This is a genomic window from Nocardioides sp. CER19 (assembly GCF_029846275.1).
GTDB lineage: Bacteria > Actinomycetota > Actinomycetes > Propionibacteriales > Nocardioidaceae > Nocardioides.
Genome location: NZ_JARVWS010000002.1, coordinates 305,117 through 325,682, shown reverse-complemented (window position 1 = coordinate 325,682; position 20,566 = coordinate 305,117). Strand labels below are relative to the sequence as shown.

At 71.0% G+C, this 20,566-nt stretch carries 15 protein-coding genes; 5 read left to right on the top strand and 10 right to left on the bottom strand.

The window, feature by feature from the left end; all coding sequences use genetic code 11:
- Positions 1-35: 35 nt before the first annotated feature.
- On the top strand, positions 36-590 hold the full coding sequence (locus tag QDS12_RS09930) for a helix-turn-helix domain containing protein (RefSeq protein WP_279878831.1): 555 nt from the start codon (positions 36-38) through the stop codon (positions 588-590).
- Positions 591-618: 28 nt separating this feature from the next.
- Here QDS12_RS09930 and QDS12_RS09925 read toward each other — a convergent pair whose 3' ends face one another.
- The 6 genes from QDS12_RS09925 to QDS12_RS09900 all read right to left on the bottom strand — a co-directional run bounded on the left by QDS12_RS09925 (position 619) and on the right by QDS12_RS09900 (position 10,458).
- Positions 619-2,241 (bottom strand): Na+/H+ antiporter, encoded by a 1,623-nt coding sequence (locus QDS12_RS09925; protein WP_279878830.1) that lies wholly within the window; start codon positions 2,239-2,241, stop codon positions 619-621.
- 81 nt (positions 2,242-2,322) lie between these two features.
- Positions 2,323-3,054: a GAF domain-containing protein gene (locus QDS12_RS09920; RefSeq protein WP_279878829.1), complete on the bottom strand. Its 732-nt coding sequence runs from the start codon at positions 3,052-3,054 to the stop codon at positions 2,323-2,325.
- A 177-nt stretch (positions 3,055-3,231) separates the two neighbouring features.
- Positions 3,232-3,804 carry a dihydrofolate reductase family protein gene (locus QDS12_RS09915; RefSeq protein WP_279878828.1) on the bottom strand — a complete coding sequence of 191 codons (573 nt, stop codon included), beginning with the start codon at positions 3,802-3,804 and terminating at the stop codon, positions 3,232-3,234.
- Positions 3,805-3,947: 143 nt separating this feature from the next.
- Positions 3,948-5,144: a cysteine desulfurase-like protein gene (locus QDS12_RS09910; RefSeq protein ID WP_279878827.1), complete on the bottom strand. Its 1,197-nt coding sequence runs from the start codon at positions 5,142-5,144 to the stop codon at positions 3,948-3,950.
- A gap of 66 nt (positions 5,145-5,210) precedes the next feature.
- Positions 5,211-8,705: a class F sortase gene (locus tag QDS12_RS09905; protein WP_279878826.1), complete on the bottom strand. Its 3,495-nt coding sequence runs from the start codon at positions 8,703-8,705 to the stop codon at positions 5,211-5,213.
- A gap of 157 nt (positions 8,706-8,862) precedes the next feature.
- Entirely contained in the window at positions 8,863-10,458 is a 1,596-nt protein-coding gene (locus QDS12_RS09900) for a serine protease (RefSeq protein WP_279878825.1), read from the bottom strand.
- Positions 10,459-10,485: 27 nt separating this feature from the next.
- On the opposite strand from QDS12_RS09900, the gene QDS12_RS09895 reads away from it, so the two are divergent.
- A complete protein-coding gene (locus tag QDS12_RS09895) occupies positions 10,486-11,208 on the top strand; it encodes a hypothetical protein (RefSeq protein ID WP_279878824.1) in 723 nt (240 codons plus the stop codon).
- Here QDS12_RS09895 and QDS12_RS09890 read toward each other — a convergent pair.
- Positions 11,205-11,837: a hypothetical protein gene (locus QDS12_RS09890; protein WP_279878823.1), complete on the bottom strand. Its 633-nt coding sequence runs from the start codon at positions 11,835-11,837 to the stop codon at positions 11,205-11,207. The two genes, QDS12_RS09895 and QDS12_RS09890, sit on opposite strands and share 4 nt — an antisense overlap.
- A gap of 501 nt (positions 11,838-12,338) precedes the next feature.
- On the opposite strand from QDS12_RS09890, the gene zwf reads away from it, so the two are divergent.
- Positions 12,339-13,871, top strand: a complete 1,533-nt coding sequence (gene zwf / locus QDS12_RS09885; RefSeq protein WP_279878822.1) for a glucose-6-phosphate dehydrogenase — start codon at positions 12,339-12,341, stop codon at positions 13,869-13,871.
- Between the two features lie 14 nt (positions 13,872-13,885).
- Here zwf and QDS12_RS09880 read toward each other — a convergent pair whose 3' ends face one another.
- A complete protein-coding gene (locus QDS12_RS09880) occupies positions 13,886-14,983 on the bottom strand; it encodes a PQQ-binding-like beta-propeller repeat protein (protein WP_279878821.1) in 1,098 nt (365 codons plus the stop codon).
- Between the two features lie 279 nt (positions 14,984-15,262).
- Between QDS12_RS09880 and QDS12_RS09875 the strand changes: the two genes are divergently transcribed.
- Entirely contained in the window at positions 15,263-15,577 is a 315-nt protein-coding gene (locus QDS12_RS09875) for a hypothetical protein (RefSeq protein WP_279878820.1), read from the top strand.
- Positions 15,578-15,582: 5 nt separating this feature from the next.
- On the opposite strand, the gene QDS12_RS09870 is transcribed toward QDS12_RS09875, so the two are convergent.
- Positions 15,583-17,043, bottom strand: a complete 1,461-nt coding sequence (locus tag QDS12_RS09870) for a glycosyltransferase family 2 protein (protein ID WP_279878819.1) — start codon at positions 17,041-17,043, stop codon at positions 15,583-15,585.
- Positions 17,044-17,202: 159 nt separating this feature from the next.
- Positions 17,203-19,188, bottom strand: coding sequence for a glycoside hydrolase family 15 protein (locus tag QDS12_RS09865; RefSeq protein ID WP_279878818.1), 1,986 nt, complete (start codon positions 19,186-19,188; stop codon positions 17,203-17,205).
- A gap of 184 nt (positions 19,189-19,372) precedes the next feature.
- On the opposite strand from QDS12_RS09865, the gene QDS12_RS09860 reads away from it, so the two are divergent.
- Positions 19,373-20,554, top strand: coding sequence for a trypsin-like peptidase domain-containing protein (locus QDS12_RS09860; RefSeq protein ID WP_279878817.1), 1,182 nt, complete (start codon positions 19,373-19,375; stop codon positions 20,552-20,554).
- Positions 20,555-20,566 lie beyond the last annotated feature (12 nt).

The window sequence follows — 20,566 nt, the reverse complement described above, 5'->3', positions numbered from 1 at the left end:
TGCGAGACTTCGGGCCGAGAGAAGGGAGCCCCACGGTGGAGGACTGGTCCGGTCGCCGCGCCGACGCCCGGCGCAACCACGAGCGCGTGCTGGCCGCCGCCATCGAGGTGTTCACCGAGCAGGGGCTCGACGCCACCGTCCCGGAGATCGCCGCGCGTGCCGGCGTCGGCAAGGCCACGGTCTACAGGAGCTATCCCGCCAAGGCCGACCTCATCGACGCGATCGCCCAGCTGCACCTCGGCTGGTTGCAGTCGGTCATCACGGCCGCCGCCGAGGAGGCCGAGGTCGACGCCTACCGTGCCCTGTCCGAGGCGGTGCTCGCCATCACCACGCGGCTGGCCAAGGACCGGCTCATGGTCGAGGTCCTCACCCGGATGGAGGACTGGGAGCCGGACAGCGCGACCGACAGCAGCGCCGAGCGGATCCTCGACCTCGGCCGGCAGCAGGGCACCCTCCGCGACGACGTCACGATGATGGACCTCCAGGTCCTCGTCGGGGGGACCGCGCACGTGCTCCTCGAGCTCGGCGTGACCGACCCGGCGACCTGGGAGCGCTACACCAACCTGGCGCTGGCCGCTCTCCGTCCCTGACAGCCCTCCCCCACGTTCGGGCGACGCCTCAGCGCGGGTGGCGCTGCGGCAGCAGCACCTCGCGGTGGTCGAGCTCGTGCTCGAGCACGCGCAGGCTCGAGTCCGGCAGCTGCCCGATCTCCCGCAGTCGCAGCAGCTCCTCGCGCTCCGCGTCGATGACCGCGGCGTGGAGGCGCAAGGCGGCCTCGTACTCCGGGTTCGTGGGGATGACGTCGTCGGCGTCCTCCAGCGACTCGAGCCGCCGCTGGTAGCGGTCGAGACGGTTCTCGATCTGCGCCCGCAGCGCGGCGAAGGCCTCGTCCTCGTCCGCCTCGTGCTTGGTCTCCTGCAGCTCGTTGAGCCGGTCGAGCCCCGCCCGCGCGGCCGCCGAGCGCGCCTCGTTGCGCAGCCTCGCCTGGTCGACGGGGTTGGCCCGCAGCCCGACGGCGGTGACCAGCGGCGCGAACGTCGTGCCCTGCCCGACCAGGGTGACGAGCACGACCAGGAACGCGCAGAAGAGCAGGAGGTCGCGATCGGGGAAGGGCGCCCCCGAGTCGGTGACCAGCGGGAGCGTGTAGATCGCCGCGAGCGTGATCACCCCGCGGGTGCCGGCCCAGCTGAGCACGAGCACCTCGCGGGCCGTGAGCCGCTCGCTGCCCTCGCCGCCGAGGCGCGCGTGCAGCCGCCGCGGCATGAACTGCGTCACGAGCAACCACAGCGGCCGCAGGAGCAGGACGACGCCGACGCTGATCGCGGAGGCGATCACGACCGTCGAGACGTCGTAGTGGTCGAGACCGCGGACGACCGTGGGCAGCTGCTGGCCGATGAGCAGGAAGACCATGCCCTCGAGGATGAAGTCGATCAGCTGCCACACGGCGTTGACCTGGAGCCGGCTCGCGCCGGAGACGCTGCGCGACCCCTGGTGGCCGATGGCGAGCCCGGCGATCACGACCGCGAGCACGCCGGACACGTGGATCTCCTCGCCGAGGAGGTAGGCCACGAACGGCGTCACCAGCGACACCGCGTTGAGGACCAGCGGCTCCTGGGACCACCGGCGCAGCCAGCGGACGGCGTACGCGACGAGCAGTCCGACCGCGACGCCGCCGGCAGCGGCCTCGATGAACCGGCCCAGTGCCGACCAGGCCGAGAACCCGCTGCCGGTGGCCGCCGAGGCGGCGACCGTGAGCACCGTCAGCGCGGTCGCGTCGTTGAGGAGGCCCTCGCCCTGGATGAGCGAGAGCAGCCGCGGCGGCAGACCCACCTTGCGGCCGACGGCGAGAGCGGCGACCGGGTCGGGCGGTGCGATCGCGGCGCCCAGCGCCACGCCGGCGGCCAGGGTCGCGCCGGTGACGAAGAGCGCGAAGCCCGCGCCCACCAGCAGGGCCGTCGCCAGGACCAGCAGCACCGACAGGCTGATGACGGTGCGCAGGTTGTCGCGGATCCCGCGCAGGCTGGAGTTCAGCGCCGCGCTGTAGAGCAGCGGCGGGATGACCAGGGTGAGGACCACGTGCGGGTCGAGCTCGGCGTTGGGACCGGGCAGCAGTGCGTAGCAGATGCCGACGACGGTCAGCACCGCCGGCGCCGGCAGTCCCGTGCGCTCCGCGACCCGGTGAGTGACCACGATCGCCGCGACAGCCGCGAGCACCAGCACGAGCACCGTCGAGACGTCCACGCGCCTATTCTCCCGGCCCGCCGGACCGGACCGACCGGGTGCCCACGTCAGGCACGCGCGTCGTCGTACGTCGCCCGCCGATCACGCGCCGTTGCCGTTGTCCTCGCGCTGCCCGCGGGCCCGGAGCACCTGACGTGCCAGCTCGACGATGTCCACGCCGGCCTGGGTGGCCGAGTCGTGCAGGATCTCCTCCGCCGCCTCGAGGTCGACGTCGCGCTCACCGGCGATGATGGTGGCCGCCTCCTCCACGGCGTGGCGCTCCCGGAGGCGGCTCGGGGTCGCCTCGGCCTCGCGTCGGGTGTTGAACGACAGGTCGGCGTTGGCGACCGCCCCGATCGCCCAGGCCCCGAAGATCCGGGCCAGCTCGTCATAGTGACCGCCGAAGGCACGCCCGGAGGCGGCGTAGAGGTTGACGCTGCCGATCACGTGGTCGCCGTCGGTGACCGGCAGGGTCAGCGTGCTGCGCACGGCGCGGGCAGCGGTCGCCTCGGAGAACAGTCGCCACCGTTCCTCGTCGAGGACGTCCGCAGTGTCGAAGGCGTGCGGCTTCTGGGCGAACGCCCCGTCGACGCACGGTCCCCCGGCGGCGTACTGGATGGCGTCGAGGACCGCTATCTCGCGGGCGCTCGCGACCAGCGTGAAGGTGAGCCCGTGGTCGACGCGCGCGATGCTCACCCCGACCAGGTCGGGGACGACGTCCTTGGCCCGAGCGCCCAGGCTCATGAGCTGGCGGAGCCGCACTCCTTCGTCGTCGGTCGACTCGAGCTCGGTGAGGGCCTCGAGCGTCTCCGGGATGGGCTCCATGGGTGCCACCGGCTGTCTCCTCCTTCGGTCGTTGGAGGTGCCGGTACCCGAACCCGCATCGGAGCGTTCGCGCCGCTTCTGCCGGTCGTTCCTCGCTGACGCCGGTGGTCGTCCGGCTGCCCGAGCCGCTGGTCCGCGGGCGGCCGCCGAGGCCGGTGGCGCCTGCGAGGTAGCCGCATCGTGACGTCAGTGGAGCGTCGGCCGGTAGACGAGCTCCTGCGTCCGGCCGTCGAGCGTGCGGGTGCTGACCAGCTCCAGGTCGAAGTCCGCGGCGCCCTCGAAGACCGGCGTCGCGCCCGTCTGACCGGTGACGACGGGGAACACCGTCACCTGCACGAGGTCGACGAGGCCCGCGGCCATCAGCGCCCGGTTCATCGACAGGCTGCCGTGGGAGCGCAACGGCACGTCGGACTCCTCCTTGAGGCGGCCGACGACGTCGACGGCGTCGCCCTTCACGAGCGTCGCGTCCGGCCAGTCGAGGGGCTCCTCCAGCGTGGTCGACACGAACGTCGCCGGCAGGCTCAGCATCCGGGTCACCCACGGGTCGTGCAGCGTCTCCTCGGTGTTCGCAGCCAGCAGCGAGGTGAACGTCCGGTAGGTGTTGGCGCCGAAGACCATGCGCTGCTGCGCGCAGTACTGCGCGAGCCGGTGGTCGAGCAGCTCGGGGCCCTGCTTGCCCCAGTAGCCGCTCCACCCGCCCGTCGCGGTGCCGTAGCCGTCGAGGCTGGTGAAGACGTCGAAGGTGTAGGTCGTGGTCATGGTTGCCCTCCTCGTGGTCGCGAGGCACCGGTCCGTGCCCCTCACCTCCTCTACGGAGAGGACCCGCTCCGTTCGACATCCCGCCGGCTGACGGCGCAGGTGCCCGCCGCTCGTCGACCTCCGAGGGTTGGACAGACGGTCGCTCAGCAGACCTCGGCGACGCCTGCGAGGAGCCGCTCCACGTCCTCGTCGCTGCTGTAGGGCGCGAGGCCCGCGCGCACCGCGCCGCTGTCTCCGAGGCCGAGCCAGCGGGACGCCTCGATCGCGTAGAAGTTGCTGGCTGGCGCGTTGACCCCCACTGACGCGAGGTGCTCGTAGACCTCGCGACCCTCATGGCCGGCGACCGAGAAGAACGCCGTCGGGGTACGGCGCCGAGGTGCTCCGTGCACGGTGACGCCGCCGATCTGCCGGAGGCCGCCGAGCAGCAGGTCGAACAGCCGGTCCTCGTGCTCCTCGATCGCGCGCATCGACTCGAGCACCCGGGTCCGGCGGTCGGGGGCGTCCGAGGCGAGCCCGGCGAGGTAGTCGACCGCGGCGGTCGTGCCGGCGAGCGCCTCGTAGGGCAGCGTGCCCAGCTCGAACCTCTCGGGCACCGCGTCGGCGGAGGGCAGCAGCTTGTCCGGGTGGAGTCGCTCCAGGAGCTCGGGCGCGGCGACGACGACGCCGTGGTGCGGCCCGAAGAACTTGTAGGGCGAGCAGGCGTAGAAGTCGGCGCCCGTCGCCGCCACGTCGATCGGGACGTGCGGCGTCAGGTGGACCCCGTCGACGTACAGGTAGGCGCCGGCCTCGTGCACCACGTCGGCGATGGCCGGCAGGTCGGGGCGGGTGCCGAGCACGTTCGACGCGCCGGTGACGGCGACCAGCTTGGTGCGGTCGGACAGCTCCGCGCGGACGTCGTCGACGGTCAGCTCCCCGGTCTCCCGGTCGAACCCCACCCAGCGCACCGTCGCCCCCGCCGCGCCGGCGCTCTGCACCCACGGCCGCACGTTCGCGTCGTGGTCGAGACGTGTCACCACGACCTCGTCCCCCGGCACCCACTCCTTCGCGAGCGCCCGCGAGACGTCGTACGTCGCCTGGGTCATCGAGCGCCCGAACACGACCCCGCCCGGGGCGCATCCGAGCAGGTCGGCGATGGCCTGGCGCGCGCCGGTCACGACGTCGTCGGCACGCCGCTCGGCGGCGGTGACCCGTCCACGGTTGGAGATGCCTGACGTCATGGCCGCCGCCATCGCCTGGGCCACCTGGCGTGGGACCTGGGTGCCGCCAGGCCCGTCGAAGTAGGCGATCTCCTGGTCGAGAGCCGGGAAGTCGCGGCGGATGCGGTCGAGGTCCACGGTCATGGCGCCATCTTCGCCGGTCGGAGCACGAGCGCTCGCGCACACAACGGTGGCGGTCCCGCGCCGCCGCTATCGGCGCAGCTGCTTGGCGACGACCACGACGTAGCGCGTGTAGTGGAAGTGCCCGTTGGGGAAGACGACCCGATCGGTGCAGCTGACCAGGACCAGACGGTGCGCACCGGTGGTGGCGAAGTAGCGCTGCGGGAGCGGGTGGCGCCGGTCGAAGACCTTCGTGCCCACCACCTCGAACCGGACCCGGTTCGCGCCCTGCCGGACCGTGACCCGCTGCCCGGCATGGGCCCGGCTGAGGCGGAACATCGCGCCGGGGTGGTCGTGCCGGTCCGAGACGTGGCCGGCGACGACGGTGGTGCCGATCTTGTCGGCGAACCCCGCTGACTTCCGCAGCCAGCCCACGTCGCCGACGTCGCCGGGCAGCGTCATCTCTCCGTGGGCCACGCGTTCGGCGTGGACCGCGGCGCGCAGGCCGACGGCGGGCATCCGGATCGTCACGGGCACGCTGCGGTCGAGCTCCGACGGGTCGACGGTGCCGGAGAAGCCGGCGACGATCGCCGGTGCGTCGTAGGCGCGCTTGGCCACCACTGTCGTCTCGGCCACCTCCCCGCAGGGATGGGTGACCGCTCGGTTGGCGGCGTTCGGGAGGACGGTGACCCTCCACGTGTAGATGCCCGGCGCCGTGACGCGGACCGACGGTGTCCGGTTCCAGCCGTTGGTGACGTGCACCGTGCTGGTCCGGGCCAGCGTCGCGGCGGTGCAGGTGGCTGCCGCGCGGGACGCGTAGGGCCCATACAGCCGCGCGACGGCCTGGGCGCCTCGTGCGCCGGCGAGCCGGCTCACGTGGATCCGGTCTGAGAACGCCCTCCCGGGTGTGACCCTGCGGGCCGAGGTGACCGTGCGGAGAACGGGCGTGCTCGGCGTCGGCGGGGTCGGCCGGGCGGTGTTGACGACCGTGCAGGCGACACTGCCCGGAACGGCGCCCACGGCGAAGGTGACCGAGGACGTCCCGGACACGCCGTTGTCGCAGACCACCCTCGAGTCGTAGGTGCCGGTGTTGTCGGTCCCGAGCTCCTCGGCGACGGTGACGATCTGACCGGAGAGGGTCGGGGCGGCCGCCGGGTGGCCGGTGTCGTCGAGGACCGGCGGCGCTGGGCTCGGCACGGTCGACGTGCTGTCGGCAGGAGCCGCGGCGCCGCCGATCGTCAGGCGTGCGACATCGCCCGCCACCCCGTTGTGCCAGATCTTGTGCACGGTCACGGTGCCCGCGGTCCGGCTGTTGGTGATCGTGCAGGTGACCACCGTGTCGGCCAGGGGCCCGGTGACGACGAAGGATCCGGCTGCATCCGGGACGACCCCGTTGTCGCACGTCGGGGACGATGCGTCGTAGGCGCCGGTGTTGTCGTCCTGGAGGCTCTCGCTCAGCGTGGCCCGGTTGCCGGTGAGCACCACGAGCCGGGCCTGGTTCACCTCGTCGGTGAAGGTGGGCCCGGTCGCCTCCGTCACCGTCGAGGTGGTGATGAGGCGGGTCTGCCTCGCGCCGGCGATGAAGAGGTTGGCGGCGTCACCGAGGGCGCCGTTGACCCACCGCTTCTGCAGGACCACTGTCGCCTGCTGGCGGGTGTTGCTGTAGACGCAGCTCACCGGGGCGGAGGACGGGACGGTGAACTGGGCGGTCGCCCCGGTCGCGGTCGGGTCGAACGCGACCGGCTGGCCGTTGCACTCCAGCGTCGTGGGCACGTAGGTGCCGGTGTTGGTGCGGCCGGTGGCGGGCAGCGCCTCGGCGAGGGTCACCGTCTGCCCGGCGATGATGGGCAGGCTCGCTGAGGCCGTCGAGCGCCCCGTGAGGCTGGCCGGGACGATCGACACGGCAGAGTCGCTGGCGTCGGGGCCGGTGATCGTCAGCTCGGCGCTGTCGGCCGGAGCGCCCCTCACCCATTCCTTCGACAGCACCAACCGGGCGGGGACCGCAGTGTTCGTGATCGTGCAGCTGATCGCTGTCGGCGTGTCCGGGACGACGAACGACGCGCCGTAGTCGCCGGGGTCGAAGGCGTCGACATTGGTGCATGCCGTCACGGCCTCGTAGGACGAGGCGTTCGCGTCACCCAGCGCCTCGGCCACGGTGACCGCCTCCCCCGAGAACACGGGCGTGCTGATCGTGGTGGTCGTCGGCGCGGTCGACGTGGTCGGGCCGGTCAGTGCATGCTCGGACGCGCCGATGGTCAGGTCGGCCGTGTCGCCGGGTGTCGAGCTCGCCCACACCTTGGTCAAGGTCAGGGTGGTCTGGGCGCGGGTGTTGACGAACGTACAGGTGACGGTGGTTCCCGCGTCCGCGGTGGCGGGCATCGTGAACGAGCCGGCCCGGCCGGGCTGAGGCGGCGCGAGGAGTCCGTTGTCGCAGCCGATCGTGCTGCCGTAGGCGCCGGTGTTCGCGGTCCCGAGGGCCTCCGCGACGTCGACGACGGAGCCCGGCTCGACGGGAGCGATCGCCTGGTTGACGGTGTCGGTGAACGTGGCGCCGGTGTCGGCGGTCACCGTCGACGTCACGGCCCCCGGAGTGGTGGTGGCGCCGTCGACGGACAGCCGGGCGGTGTCGTCCGGGGACCCGTTCACCCAGCGCTTCTGCAGGACGACCGTGGGGCACGTGCTGGGGACGCTGAGATCGATCGGGCGGACCCAGTCGATCAGGCCGGAGGTGAGCGACGTCGAGGCGCTCGTGCGCACGTTCAGCGTGCCGTAGTTCCCGCTGCAGCTGGCCGGACCGAAGAGGTTGGTGAGGTTGACAGCAACCTCTCCGAACCGACCCGCCGTCAGCGTCCGGTTGTCGAGTGTCGTGACGTTGGCGTTGTTGGCCCGCCCGGCCGCCACCCCGGCGAGATCGGGCAGCTCGACCCACGCCGAGCCGCTCCACCTCCACACGCGCGCGAGGGTGATCGGGCTGCCGCCGCTCTTGTCGAACGCGAGCAGCAGGTCGCCGACGGTGCGGCAGGGGCTGGGTACTCCGCGGGTGCCCCGAGGGCAGGAGGGGTCGTCGTTCGGCTTCTGGTTCAGCTCCAGGTGCAGGCTGGCCGTGCCGCTACCGCCTTCGAGCTCGACGCCGAAGTAGGCGAACACATCGCCGCCCGTCACCTGGGTGGACGCGTAGACGTTCCCGACGTCATCTCGCGATTGCCCCGGCGGTATGCCGCTGGCGTTGGTGCTCTGGGCCACGGTCCAGTTCGGCCCGCTGCTCTCGTCCGCCCCGCCGGTGAACGCCGAGATGTCGGTGCTGCCGACCGGGTCAGTGGCGACCGGCTGGCCGCCCACCGTGTCCCACTCGAGGCTGCCGGTCGTGCCCGTCGTGTTCGAGCACAGGTTGCCGTCGATCTCGAACCCGCCCCAGAGAGCCGGCGACACCGGGTCGTTCTGCGGCTCGGTGCAAGGCGCAGCGAGAGCTGGCGCCGCCGGGATCACCAGGGCCGCGATCACCACCGCCAGGGCCACGCCGACCCGCCGGGCCGCCTTGCGGCGCAGGCCCGGTGCCCGACTCCCCTCATACCGCCGTCCGAACACGACGCCTCCCCAGAGAACCGCGTTCCGCGGAGGCGCCGGGTCGATCTGCCGCCGATGGAGCGCGCTCGCTCAGGTTAAACGCTTCGGCCGTCGACGGCCACAGGCAGTTCCCCGAGCAGGCCACGGCGGCTCTTGATCCCGGTGATCGCGGCAGGGATCACTCCGGGGGTCGGTGCGCCAGACCGCGGCGGATGGCATCGATCGTGATGCCTTCGTTCGCGGCATAGGTGCCGCCGGCCCCATTGAGCTGCGGCATCCCGGTGCCGCCTGCGTGGTGAAGGCCGATCAGGCGCCATTCGTCGTCGGACACCGGGCTGCCGGAACTGCCGCCCTCGGTCGGCGATCGATAGTGCAGGACGCGGTTGTCGTAGTCGAGCAGGATGTTGTCCTGGAGCGAAAACTGGGGCTGCGCCGATCCGCCGGGATGACCGATCACGTACGCACGCCGGTGACCGAGCGGCTTCGGCGGCAGCCCCTTCGCAAGCGGGGTGGGGACGACGTCCGCTGGATAGCCGTCGAGCTCGAGGATCGTGGTGTCGAGTCCCGTGCCCGCCGAGGGCTGGTACCACCATTGTCGGGCGACCCGGAATCGGCCCTGGCGGCCGGGATCGTCATCGAGCCCGTGGAACACCACGTGCGCCTGGCCGGGATCGAGGTCCTCGGGAACGACGTGGCCGTTGGTCACGACCACCAGCGGGGGCAGGTCCGGGTGCAGGTCGGGGCCCGCGACGAGGAACCCGGTGCCGACGGCGAGATCGTCGGCAGTCTGGATGCGGGCCACCGCCCGACAGCGCTTCAGACCCGTGCGGTACCAGGTCAGCGACACGAAGCGGTCGGCTCCGAGGATCCGCTCCAGCCGTCCGGTCGCGACGTCGTCGGCGAGCGGAGCGGCGCGGAGGTCTCGGGACGCCAGCGTGACGCCGCCCCCGTCGACCGTGAGCAGGGCGGAGCCGAGCATCGGCAGCAGATCGTGACCGAGCGGGCTGGCGGTGTCGAGCTGCCAGACCTTCTGGAGCTGGCGGAGGAACGCGGCGACCTCGAACCCCTCTGGCCTGGTCTCGATGAACGCCTCACCCCGTTCGACGGCCTCGTCGTACCGGCCGAGAGCGATCGCGGCCTCACAGGCCGTCACCTCGGTCCACGTGCTCCGCACCGGGGCCGAGTCGACGGTCCGCAGGATGTCCTCAGCCAGTACGGCGACGTTCGGCGATCCCGACGAGAGCTGGATGCCGTCGCGCGCGGCCCGCGCGAGGAGCGCCACGGCATTGATCCCGTGCCAGGTGTAGAAGCCCGGGTCCTCCAGGTACGCGGCCAGGTAGACGTCGAAGGAGCGACTCAGGAAGCGTCGACGTCGATCCGGCTCGGTGCACACCAGGAACATCTCCTTGTAGCAGCGGCCCATGCCGCCTCGGGCCTCGATGCGGTCGACCCGCGGCGCCGCCTCGTCGTCGGCCAGCGCGGTGTAGAGGCGCAGCGCGATGGCCAGGTTGCCGCTGTCCACGAGAGCCTGCGCGTAGTGCCGCCGGACGGCGGGGGCGTCGAGCCCGTGCGCGAGCGCGGCGTCGGCGACGAGCTCGAGCTCCTCGTAACGCCGGGACTGTCGGAGGACCAGGAGGACCTGGCCGACGCTGTCGGGCAGTTCTGGAACGGTGTAGAGATGGGCGGCATACTCGGCCGCGAGACGCGCCAGCGCCGGACGGTCGAACGTCCCCGCCGCCGCTCGGAACTGCTTGGGCCAGCTTCGAGACGTCATGCGAACTCCGGGCAACAGGGAGCACCGATGAACGACCAGGCCGGCGACATCCAGGCCCCCGTCATCCGGATCGCCGGCGCCGACGAGGTCGCGGCCGCGCTCGGCGGCGCCGGGCTGCGACTGGACCGGGCGGTCATCGTGCTGGTCGGCGGCGCGGGCACCATGACCGAGGAGGAGTCGGAGACCGTCGCCTTGGTGCTGCGGGACGTGGTCGTGCCCGTCGCCGAGCGCCGGGACGCAGTGGTGATCGACGGTGGCACGGACTCCGGAGTCATGCGGTTGATCGGGCGGGCACGGTCCGCGTCGGGCGGTCGATTCCCGCTCGTCGGCGTGGCGGCCGAGGGTACGGTCCTCGTCCCGGGGGCCCGTACGCCGTCGCGCGACGCCGCCAGACTGGAGCCGAACCACACGTTGTTCCTCCTGGTACCCGGGACGCAATGGGGGGACGAAGCGCCGTGGATGATGGACATCGCCGGTGTCGTCGCGGGCCGCCGGCGGTCGGTCACCGTGCTGATGAACGGTGGGCAGATCGCCTACACCGATGTCGCTGCAAGCCTCCGCAGCGGTCGGCCGGTGGTGGTGCTCGCCGGAAGCGGACGCACGGCCGACGCCATCTCCGCGGCCCGAGCAGGCAACCGTGCCGACGCCCGCGCCGTCGAGATCGCCGATTCCCCTCTGACCGCGGTGGCGGACGTGGGTGAGACGGGCGTAGCCGCCGCCGCCATCGAGGCTGCCCTCGACCGGCGCTAGCCGCCCGCCCGGTCCTCCGGCGTCAGGGCTGCCCAGCCGACGGCCAGGGGAACTGCGCCCCGCGCGGCTGCGGTCTCGAGGGTCGGCTCGGGATGCCAGTTCAACCGGTTCTGGACGGCCTTGGCGGTCTTCTCAGCCGGCCACGAGATCCCGATGACGCGGACGAACTCGACGACCGGGAACAGTGGACCACGCGTCAGGCCGAGGTAGCGGTCCGCATTCGTCGCGGCCATGTGCTTCGGGAAGATCTGCATGAACCACAGCACCGTCAGCCCGGTCCACACGAGGTTGAAGATCTTCAACCCGGCTGGTGACGAGATCTGTGTCGACGTGAACGGGATCGCGATCGAGTGGCGCTCGGCGAGCATGGTGGCCGCGGTGACGATCAACGCGACGAACAGCTGACGTGCGGCGAGCCACCCCGCCAGGTCGGACATCGCGCGATCGGGGTACAGATTGCTCCAACGGTCGATGACGGCCACCTCGAGGCCCTCCATGCACGCGAGGAGGAACATCAACGCCAGCGCGACCACCGCCCAGATCGCGGGAGCGACCTCACCATGGGCGAGTTTGTAGATGGCGTCGTAGACCCAGAGAACGGTGATGACCGTCCAGATGGTGAGGAGCACGACTCCGAACGTCGCGCGCGCAGCTCCGCTTGCCGTGGATCCAACCTGCTCGGTCGCCATCTCAATCTCCCAACACTAGGGTTCGGACTGAACGAGGGCGGGCTGGTCGGCGCCGTCTCGTTCGCGCCGCCGCTAGCGGCGGCGCTGATGCTGCCGGGTGGCGGGCGGACGCGCCGGACCAGTCGAGCGAGCAGGCGGCGGACGGTCGTGCGGCATCGTCGCCGCGCTCAGCGGACGGGGATCGATGGAGGGCCATGCGATCCCGTCACGGGCGCGAGCACGACCTGCACTCGCATCGCCAGACCGACCGGCATCGACGACGAACGAACCCAGCGCTTCGACTCGGCCCGTTCGAGCTACGACATCCACGCCCGTCGCGAACGGCACATACCATAGTCCCACGACCCAAAGCAAATTGCATCCTGGTGAATTCGCAAGGGGTGGGTTTTGAGCGGGTGTACTCCTGTAGGTCGGACCGCTACATCGATGCCATGATGGATGATGGACATCTTTCGAGAACCGTCCAGCTATGCCGCGCTGAGGTCGGCTCGATATCGCACCGAGGCCGAGCCGGTCCGGCCCCACGTGATCGTCCTCTTCGGGGCGACCGGCGACCTCGCGCGTCGCAAGCTGCTGCCCGGCTTCGCGCACTTGGCCGCCTCGCGACTCGCTCCGCCGATCCGGGTGGTCGGGTCGTCTCTGGAGGAGATGAGCGACGAGGACTTCCGGTCTCTCGCCAAGGCCGCAGCGGCGGAGTTCGGCCACCTCGAGACCGTCGCACTCGAGCGCCGGATCCGCGAGCCACTCGCCTCGGATGAGTGGGAGGAGTTTGCCGCGAACCTCAGCTACGTGCCGAGGTCGGCGGGCCCGGAGGCGCTGGCGGACGCGGTCGCCGCAGCGCAGGACCAGCTCGGCGAGGGCTGCCTTCGGCTGCACTACCTCAGCGTGCCCCCCGCCGCCGCGCTCGACGTCATCAACATGCTGCGGGAGGCGGAGCTCGTCGAGAACGCCCGGGTGATCATGGAGAAACCGTTCGGGACCGACCTGGAGAGTGCGGTCGAGCTCAACGCGCAGGTGCACCGTACGTTCGACGAGTCGCAGATCTTCCGCATCGACCACTTCCTCGGCAAGGAGGCGACGCAGAACATCCTCGCCCTGCGCTTCGCCAACGGGTTGTTCGAGCCGATCTGGAACCGGAACTTCATCGACCACGTGCAGATCGACATCCCCGAGAGTCTCGGGCTGGACGGCAGGGCGAACTTCTACGAGAACACCGGCGCCTACAAGGACATGGTCGTCACCCACCTGTTCCAGCTGATGGGGTTCGTGGCCATGGAGCCGCCGTCCGCGCTCGCGCCGACCTCGATCAGCGACGAGAAGAACAAGGTCTTCGACTCCCTGCTGCCCGTCCTACCCTCGCACGTGGTGCGCGGTCAGTACCGGGGCTATCGCGAGGAGGAAGGAGTCGCGCACGACTCCGACACCGAGACCTTCATCGCCCTGCACTGCGAGCTCGACAACTGGCGCTGGGCCGGGGTGCCGTTCTATCTCCGCACCGGGAAGCGGATGGCGGAAGGTATGCGGATCGTCTCGGTCGCGTTCAAGGAGGCGCCACGTTCGATGTTCTCGGCGGATTCCGGGGTCGGATCGGCTGGTCCGGACCACCTGACGTTCGACCTCGCCGACGAGCACAAGGTCTCGCTGTCCTACTACGGCAAGCGACCCGGCTCGGGGATGAAGCTCGACAAGGTGAGCATGCAGTTCTCGACGGGGCAGACCGACTACGCCGGCGATGTCCTGGAGGCGTACGAGCGGCTGATCCTCGATGCGATGCGCGGCGACCAGACGCTGTTCACGTCGGCGGACGGCATCGAGAGCCTCTGGGAGAGATCCGCCCTGCTGCTGGATGCCCCGCCGGAGGTCAAGCCGTACGACCCCGGTAGCTGGGGCCCGAACGCGATCCACCAGCTGATCGCCCCGAACTCCTGGCGGCTGCCGTTCGAGCGGACATGGCGCGAGAAGGATCCGAGCTGATCGTCACCGCCGGCTCACCCGTGTCCGAGAGGTGGGTTCTGCTCTGCGCCGTCCCGAGCGTCCAGTGCATAGATGCGATGATCCAGGCTGCCGACATACACCGTGTCGTCGGCCAGAACCGGTGACGAGTCGTCCACCGGACCGTAGGTCGCGAAGGACCATCTCTTCCTGCCGGTCGTCGCGTCCACCGCGTACAGCGAGAAGTCCCCACTTCCGACGTAGACCAGGCCCGAACCCGCGGTCGGCGAAGACCTGATCGCACCATCCGTCCGCAGCTTCCACCGGATCCGCCCGGTCGTCGCGTCGAGCGAGTAGAGGTTCTGGTCGCCGCTCCCGACGAACACCGCGTCACCTTCCACCCACGGCGTCGAGACGACTCCGCCCTGCGTCACGAAGGTCCAGATGACGGTGCCGTCGGCCGTGCTCAGAGCCCAGAGGCTGTGGTCGTCGCTCCCGATCAGGAGCACTCCCGACGTGACGGTGCCTGAGGAGTCCACGGTGCTCCCGGTCGTCCGCCGCCACCGTTGATAGCCGCCCTCGGCGTCGATGGCATAGACGTTGTGGTCACGGCACCCGACGTAGACGACGCCGTCGACCACGAGGGGCGAGGAGTTGAACCCGATCACAGGGCCCTCCTGCCGGCCGCCGGGGAACTTCCAGCGCACATCGCCCTTGGTGGCGTCGAGCGCGTAGACGTAGTTGTCGCGGCTCCCGATGAAGACGGTCCCGTCGGCCACGGCGGGAGAGGAGTGGATCGCGGCGCCGGTCGCAAACGTCCAGCTGACATGGCCGGAGTCGGCGTCGACGGCATGCACTCGCGTGTCGTTGCTCCCGACGTAGACCCGACCGCCGGCAACGGCTGGCGAGGAGGTCACGGGTCCCCCGGTCCGATACCGCCACCGCTCGTTCCCCGTGCGTGCGTCCAGCGCGTAGAGATGGTTGTCACGGCTGCCGACGTAGACCGTCCCGTCGACCACCGTGGGGCTGGAGAAGACCTCACCGCCTGTGGTGACGACCCACCTCGGGCGTGAGGGGCGGTCGAGGAGCGCCCACCCTGCCCTGCCGCCGATTCCGACGGCGGCGAGCCCACCCACCCCGACCGCGGCCCGCACGAGCGATCGCCGGGTCACCCGCGGGGCCGTACGTCGACCAGCCGCTGGTTGCTCACGAGACGCCGCGGCGGCTTCCTGTCCGGTGGAGCCCGATGCCTTCAGCGGCGTCTCGAGGCGGCCGGGCAGCAGCGGGGTGAGCTGCTCGAGGAGGGCATCCGCGTCTCGACGGAAGGACTCCGCGTCCACCCGGACGGCATTGCGACGCGACAGTGGGCGGAGCGCCGACGGCAGCTCGTCAGGTCGTGGCATGGCGGCTCCGTCCAGGAGCACGGGGACGATGTGGATGTCGCGCTCCAGCGCCTCGTTCAGCTCGAGCACGACGAAGTCCTCCGGATCATCGAGGCGTCGGCGGCCCTCGCTGTCCGTCATCGTCGTCCACTGCCGTCCGATGACAGCGAGGAGGACGTCACAATCGGCGACGGCTCGCTGGATCGCCCGGACGAAGTCCTCCCCCGCGGGAACGGAGTCGACGTCGATGAACACGCGCGTGTCGTCGAACCGCGTGGCGATCCGATCGGCCAGTCGCCCAGCGGCATATCCGGCCTCCTCGCGCCGGTAGCTGAGAAAGATGCCGCTCTGCCGGGACACTCTTGACCCCGCTAGCCCGACTTGGTGATCACGGTGAACGACCTGTCGCTGCCACGCAGGAACTTGGTGAGCCCGCGGGCGATGCCGGCCGCTTCCCAGAGGGCGAAGAGTGGAAGCAGCACGACCAGGGCCGCCGGCTCCCACCACGCCCGCTGCGCTCGCGCCGAGGCATCGGCGTTGACCTTGAGGCCCTCCCAGTAGAGCCAGACGCAGAAGGCGATGTTGAGAGACCAGAGCGGGATGATGAGCGGCGACACGGGTCCGGTGCTGGCGTCCGCCAGGACGACGGCCAGCACGAGGGGGATCGCCGGATGCTGCAGTGGCGCGGAAGCCCACACGGCGACCATCGTCAACAGGAGCGCACGGCGACGGTAGGGGATGGCCCGGTCCGTGACGAGGGAGAGCAGGCCCCACGACCAGCGCTCCCGCTGACGCAGGAAGTCCCGCAGGTTGGCCGGTGCCGCCCCGTAGGAGCGACCCGTGAACCACTCGCTTCGCGCGGGATACCGTGCGCAGAACTCGAGCGCGAACTGGGCGTCCTCCACGATCGCGCACGGGCCGAAGTCCCAGCCGATCTCGGCCTCGACCGACGCCCGGACGAGCAGCAGCTCCCCGTGGAGACCGATGCGAGGCGATCCTCGACCTGTTGTCGCCGCGAACAGGCTCAGGTCGCATCCGGGGCGCACAGCGTCGGCGAGCCACAGGAGTCTGCTGGCCGCCAGCTCGCGTGGGAACGCCAGGACTCCTTGCGCGAGATGACGGACGTCGGGTCCTGCGGTGGCCTGTCGGTTGATGAATCCGGCAAGCGCCGTGGCCGTGTCCGGACCCACCGCCGTGTCGTCGTCCATGTGCAGGACCCACACGTCGTCCTTCGCCTCTCCGTCCCTCACCCTCAGCTCATGGGCGTAGTGGTTCGCACGTGCCTTGAATCGGGTGCCGCGCTCAGTGCTGTAGCGGCGTGGCACGGTGATGACGCGAACCCCGGGATGGCTCGCCAGTCGAGCGACGTCGTCGGTCCCCGGGGAGCCCTCCTCGATGACGACGTCGACGCGCACCTGCGAGAAGTGCTCAGGAAGCTGGCGGAGGAAGCTCCGGACGACGCGCTCCAGGGCCACCACGTTGTCCAACCGAGCGACGGTCGGCACGACGACGATCAACAGGTCGTCGACTCGTCCCGGCGCTTCCTCGAGAGGGGGAGCGACACGGCGACGTCGCCGCTGCACCACGACCCCGGCCAGCCCGAGCGAGGACGAGAGAATGGGGAGGCTCCAGAAGAACGACGTGTACCAGTTGAGCGGGCCGGCGCTTTCTTCCGGCTCCCAGGCTCGCCACGCCAGGCAGGCATACAGGCAGAAGACGACCACGAAGCACGCGAGGCCCGGGCGCTCCAGGCGGCGTACCGGCTCGAGCTCCTGCTTCGGCCCGGCGGAGCGGAAACGATCGCGCTGCTGCTGGGTTGTGCGAACTGCCATCTTGGTCCTCCCCTCAGGGCCGAACCTGCTACGAGTAGCCGTTCGCGAGGGGCCGTCCGCGAGCACGCCACCGTCAATCGGAGTCTAAGACCGGGGCGTCCAGAGCGGGCATGACCCTTTCGGGCCATGCCCGACCTGCGCAGCCCGTGCTCGACCCGCTCAAGCAGGGGCGCCGGCGTCGTCGCCGGCCGCGTTCGGCTGGGGCGCAGCGTCTGGCGGCTCGAGCTCGAGCCCGAGCTGCACAGCCATGCGACCGGGAGCCCCGGTACGGCTCTCCAGTCCCGCGGCCAGGCTCTCGTCCGCCTTGATGATGTGCATCACGGCGTTGATGAGGGCGAGGTGGCTGAACGCCTGGGGGAAGTTCCCGAGGTGGCGTCCGCTGTGCGGCTCGATCTCCTCGGCGTAGAGCAACAGCGGGCTCGCGTAGGAGAGCAGCTTCTCGCACAGCGTCCGGGCCCGGTCCAGCTCACCAATCTCGGCGAGCGCCGAGACGAGCCAGAACGAGCAGATCGTGAACGTCCCCTCCTCACCCGTCAACCCGTCATCGGTCTCCTTCACGTGATAGCGCAGCACCAAGCCGTCGACGGTCAGCTCGTCGGCGATCGCCAAGACCGTCGCCCGCACGCGTTCGTCGGTCGGCGGAAGGAACCGGAGGAGCGGGAGGAGCAGCAGCGAGGCGTCCAGGGCGTCCGTCTCGTAGTGCTGCACGAAGACGCCACGGGCGTCGGTCGCGTTCGCGCAGATGTCGTCGTGCATCTCCTGGGCGGCGGCTTCCCATCGCTCGGCAGCTGCCGTGTCGTCGCGCAGCCGCGCCAGCCGCGCCCCGCGGTCGGCGGCGACCCAGCAGAACAGCTTCGAGGACGTGAAGTGCTTCGGATCGCCTCGCACCTCCCAGATGCCGCGGTCCGGTTCCCGCCAGTGTTCGAGCGCCGCGTCGACCTGGCGGGTGATCAGCGTCCACAGGCGGTCGTCGAGCCGATCGCTCGAGTGCGTGTGGAGCCGGACCGAGTCGAGCAGCACGCCCCAGACGTCGTGCTGCCTCTGGTGCCAGGCGTCGTTGCCCACCCGCACCGGACGAGCGCCTTCGTAGCCGCTGAGGTGATCGAGCGTGATCTCGTCCAGCCGGCCGCGCCCGTCGATCCCGTACATGATCTGCAGGTCCCCGTCCTCGACGCGGTCGGCGAGGAAGTAGAAGTAGTCGGTCGCCTCGCGGTTGAAGCCGAGGGTGCAGAGGGCCCACAGCATGAACGTCGAGTCGCGCAGCCAGCTGTAGCGGTAGTCCCAGTTCCGCTCGCCGCCGGGCGTCTCGGGCAGCGAGGTGGTCGCCGCAGCGACCATCGCTCCGGTCGGCGCATAGGTCAGGGCCTTGAGTGTGAGCGCAGACCGCTGGAGGTGGATCTGCCACGCATGATCGGGGAAGCGGCCCCTGTTGATCCACTCGTGCCAGTAGGCCTGCGTCTCCGCAAGCCTCGCCTCGGCGTCGTCATAGGTGGCCGGAGGCGCGCGGTCGCTCCATCCGAGGGCGCAGAACGCCTGCTGGCCGGCGCGCAGACTGGTCTCGGCGCGCGCCCTGGCGCCCTCGAACCCGAGCCGTACGTCGGTGCGCAGCCGCAGCGCCGGCTCGACCCCCGGCGCCTCGCAGACGGCGTCGCCGTACCCGTCGCCGACGTGCCGCCAGCTTCCGTAGCTGCGGCCGTAGTCGAATGCGGGCTGGCAGTCGAGCTCGACATCGACGAAGCCGTCCAGGCAGCGGAAGGTGCGCAACAGGGCGTGCTCGGCGACACGGTCGCGCGGCGCCCGGACGTACCGCTGGGAACCGTCGTCGTCGTCCCACGAGCCGATCAGGAGCACGTCGCGCACCTCGAGCCAGCCCGTCGGCGTACCCCAGGTGGTCTCCAGGATCATGGTGCCCGGCAGGTAGCGGCGGCCGGAAGGGACCATACGGTCCAGCGGGCCGACGCGAAACCGCCCCGCCTGCCGGTCGAGGATCGCCGAGAAGACACCCGGCCCGTCCATCTGTGGCAGCGCCAGCCACTCGACGTTCCCGCTCGGGGCGACGAGCGCGGAGACTTCACAGTCCGACAGCAGCGCATAGTCGGCGATCGGCGGGAACGAGCTTCCACGCAGGGGAATCTCGTTGGCCATGCCGCACTCTCCTTCGCGCACAGAGTCGACCAGCCGTCTCATCATGCGTCGTGAATCCGGACTTGGCCACCTTCCTGGTCCTGGCGCTTGGCGACGACGCCCGCGGAGTGGTACGACGCGTAGGAGGACGGCGTCCGACGACGAACAAGGGGGCGCGGATGGCCTCGACCGAAGGAGGCGGACCGTGACCGGCGCGCTGGCCGGCCAGCGGCTGGGGCGCCTCGTCGCGGAGCGCTCGCTCGCCGACGGGACCGGGGTGACACTCGAGTCGATGCCGCGGGCCGAGGTGACTCCGCCCGGGGCAGCCGAGGTGACCGGCCGGGTCGAGCAGGCCGCGCGACACCTGGCGGACCGACCGGACGTCGACGACCGAGAGTTCCGCCGGGCACTCGACCTGTGGCTGCGCACCACCGACCGGGCCGCACGACGTCTCGACGACGACCCCGACGCTCCGCTGCCGCCCGACGAGGTGTACGCCCTGGAGGCCGTGGTACGCGCCGACGGCACCCGGCCGAGCCTGCTGGTCCGCAACGGCGTCGTGGACCCGGCCCAGCCTCTGGCGGCGGGCTGGGCCGGTCAGCTCGCCTCCGCGGGCGACAGGTTGACCAGGGCGATCTCCGCGGTCGGTCGGGTGGAGCCGACCCACCCGAGCGGCAGCGACTTCTTCGGCACCTGCTGGGTCGTCGACGACCGCAACGGACTCGTGCTGACCAACAGGCACGTGCTGGCTGCCGTGATCGAGCGGTCGCCGCACGCGCGCGCCCGCAGGAGCAAGGGGTTCCGGGTTCTCGACGGCGCCTTCGTCGATTTCGCCGCCGAGGCGGGCAGCTCGGACGTGCGCCGCTACCGGGTCGTCGAGGCCACCCCATCCCGGGTCGACGGCACCATCTTCGCCCGTCTCGACGCCGCGGTGCTGCGCATCGAACCGCTACCGGACGGACCGCAGGAGGTCCCGGACGCGCTCACCGTCAGCGCCGATCCCGACGGGCCGCTCGGCCGCCTCGGCTCCCACTGCATCGTCGGCTACCCGGCCCAGCCGCTGTACGAGTCCGGCACCGTCGAGGGTGTCGACTGGACCTGGGTCACCCGGACCCTGTTCGGAAACGTGTACGGCGTCAAACGGCTCGCGCCCGGCATGACCCACCGTCCGCTCGGATCGATCCCCCGCGACAAGCGGCGGTGGGTCTTCGGCCACGACGCCACCACGCTCGGCGGCAACTCCGGCTCCCCCGCGCTGGCGTGGAGCGACAGCGCCTTCGGTCTGCACTTCGCCGGCCGGTCGATCGACACGAACTACGCGCACGCCGTCTCGGCCATCACCAGCGAGCTTCGCGCCCTCGGCGTCCCGATCGACGGGCTCGGCTGACCACCCGGCGGC

Coding starts and splice junctions, on each gene's coding strand:
- QDS12_RS09915 (WP_279878828.1), bottom strand. CDS start 3,804: ATGACCACGACCTACACCTTCGACGTCTTCACCAGCCTCGACGGCTAC.
- QDS12_RS09910 (WP_279878827.1), bottom strand. CDS start 5,144: ATGACCGTGGACCTCGACCGCATCCGCCGCGACTTCCCGGCTCTCGAC.
- QDS12_RS09900 (WP_279878825.1), bottom strand. CDS start 10,458: ATGACGTCTCGAAGCTGGCCCAAGCAGTTCCGAGCGGCGGCGGGGACG.
- QDS12_RS09895 (WP_279878824.1), top strand. CDS start 10,486: ATGAACGACCAGGCCGGCGACATCCAGGCCCCCGTCATCCGGATCGCC.
- zwf (WP_279878822.1), top strand. CDS start 12,339: ATGGACATCTTTCGAGAACCGTCCAGCTATGCCGCGCTGAGGTCGGCT.
- QDS12_RS09870 (WP_279878819.1), bottom strand. CDS start 17,043: ATGGCAGTTCGCACAACCCAGCAGCAGCGCGATCGTTTCCGCTCCGCC.
- QDS12_RS09865 (WP_279878818.1), bottom strand. CDS start 19,188: ATGGCCAACGAGATTCCCCTGCGTGGAAGCTCGTTCCCGCCGATCGCC.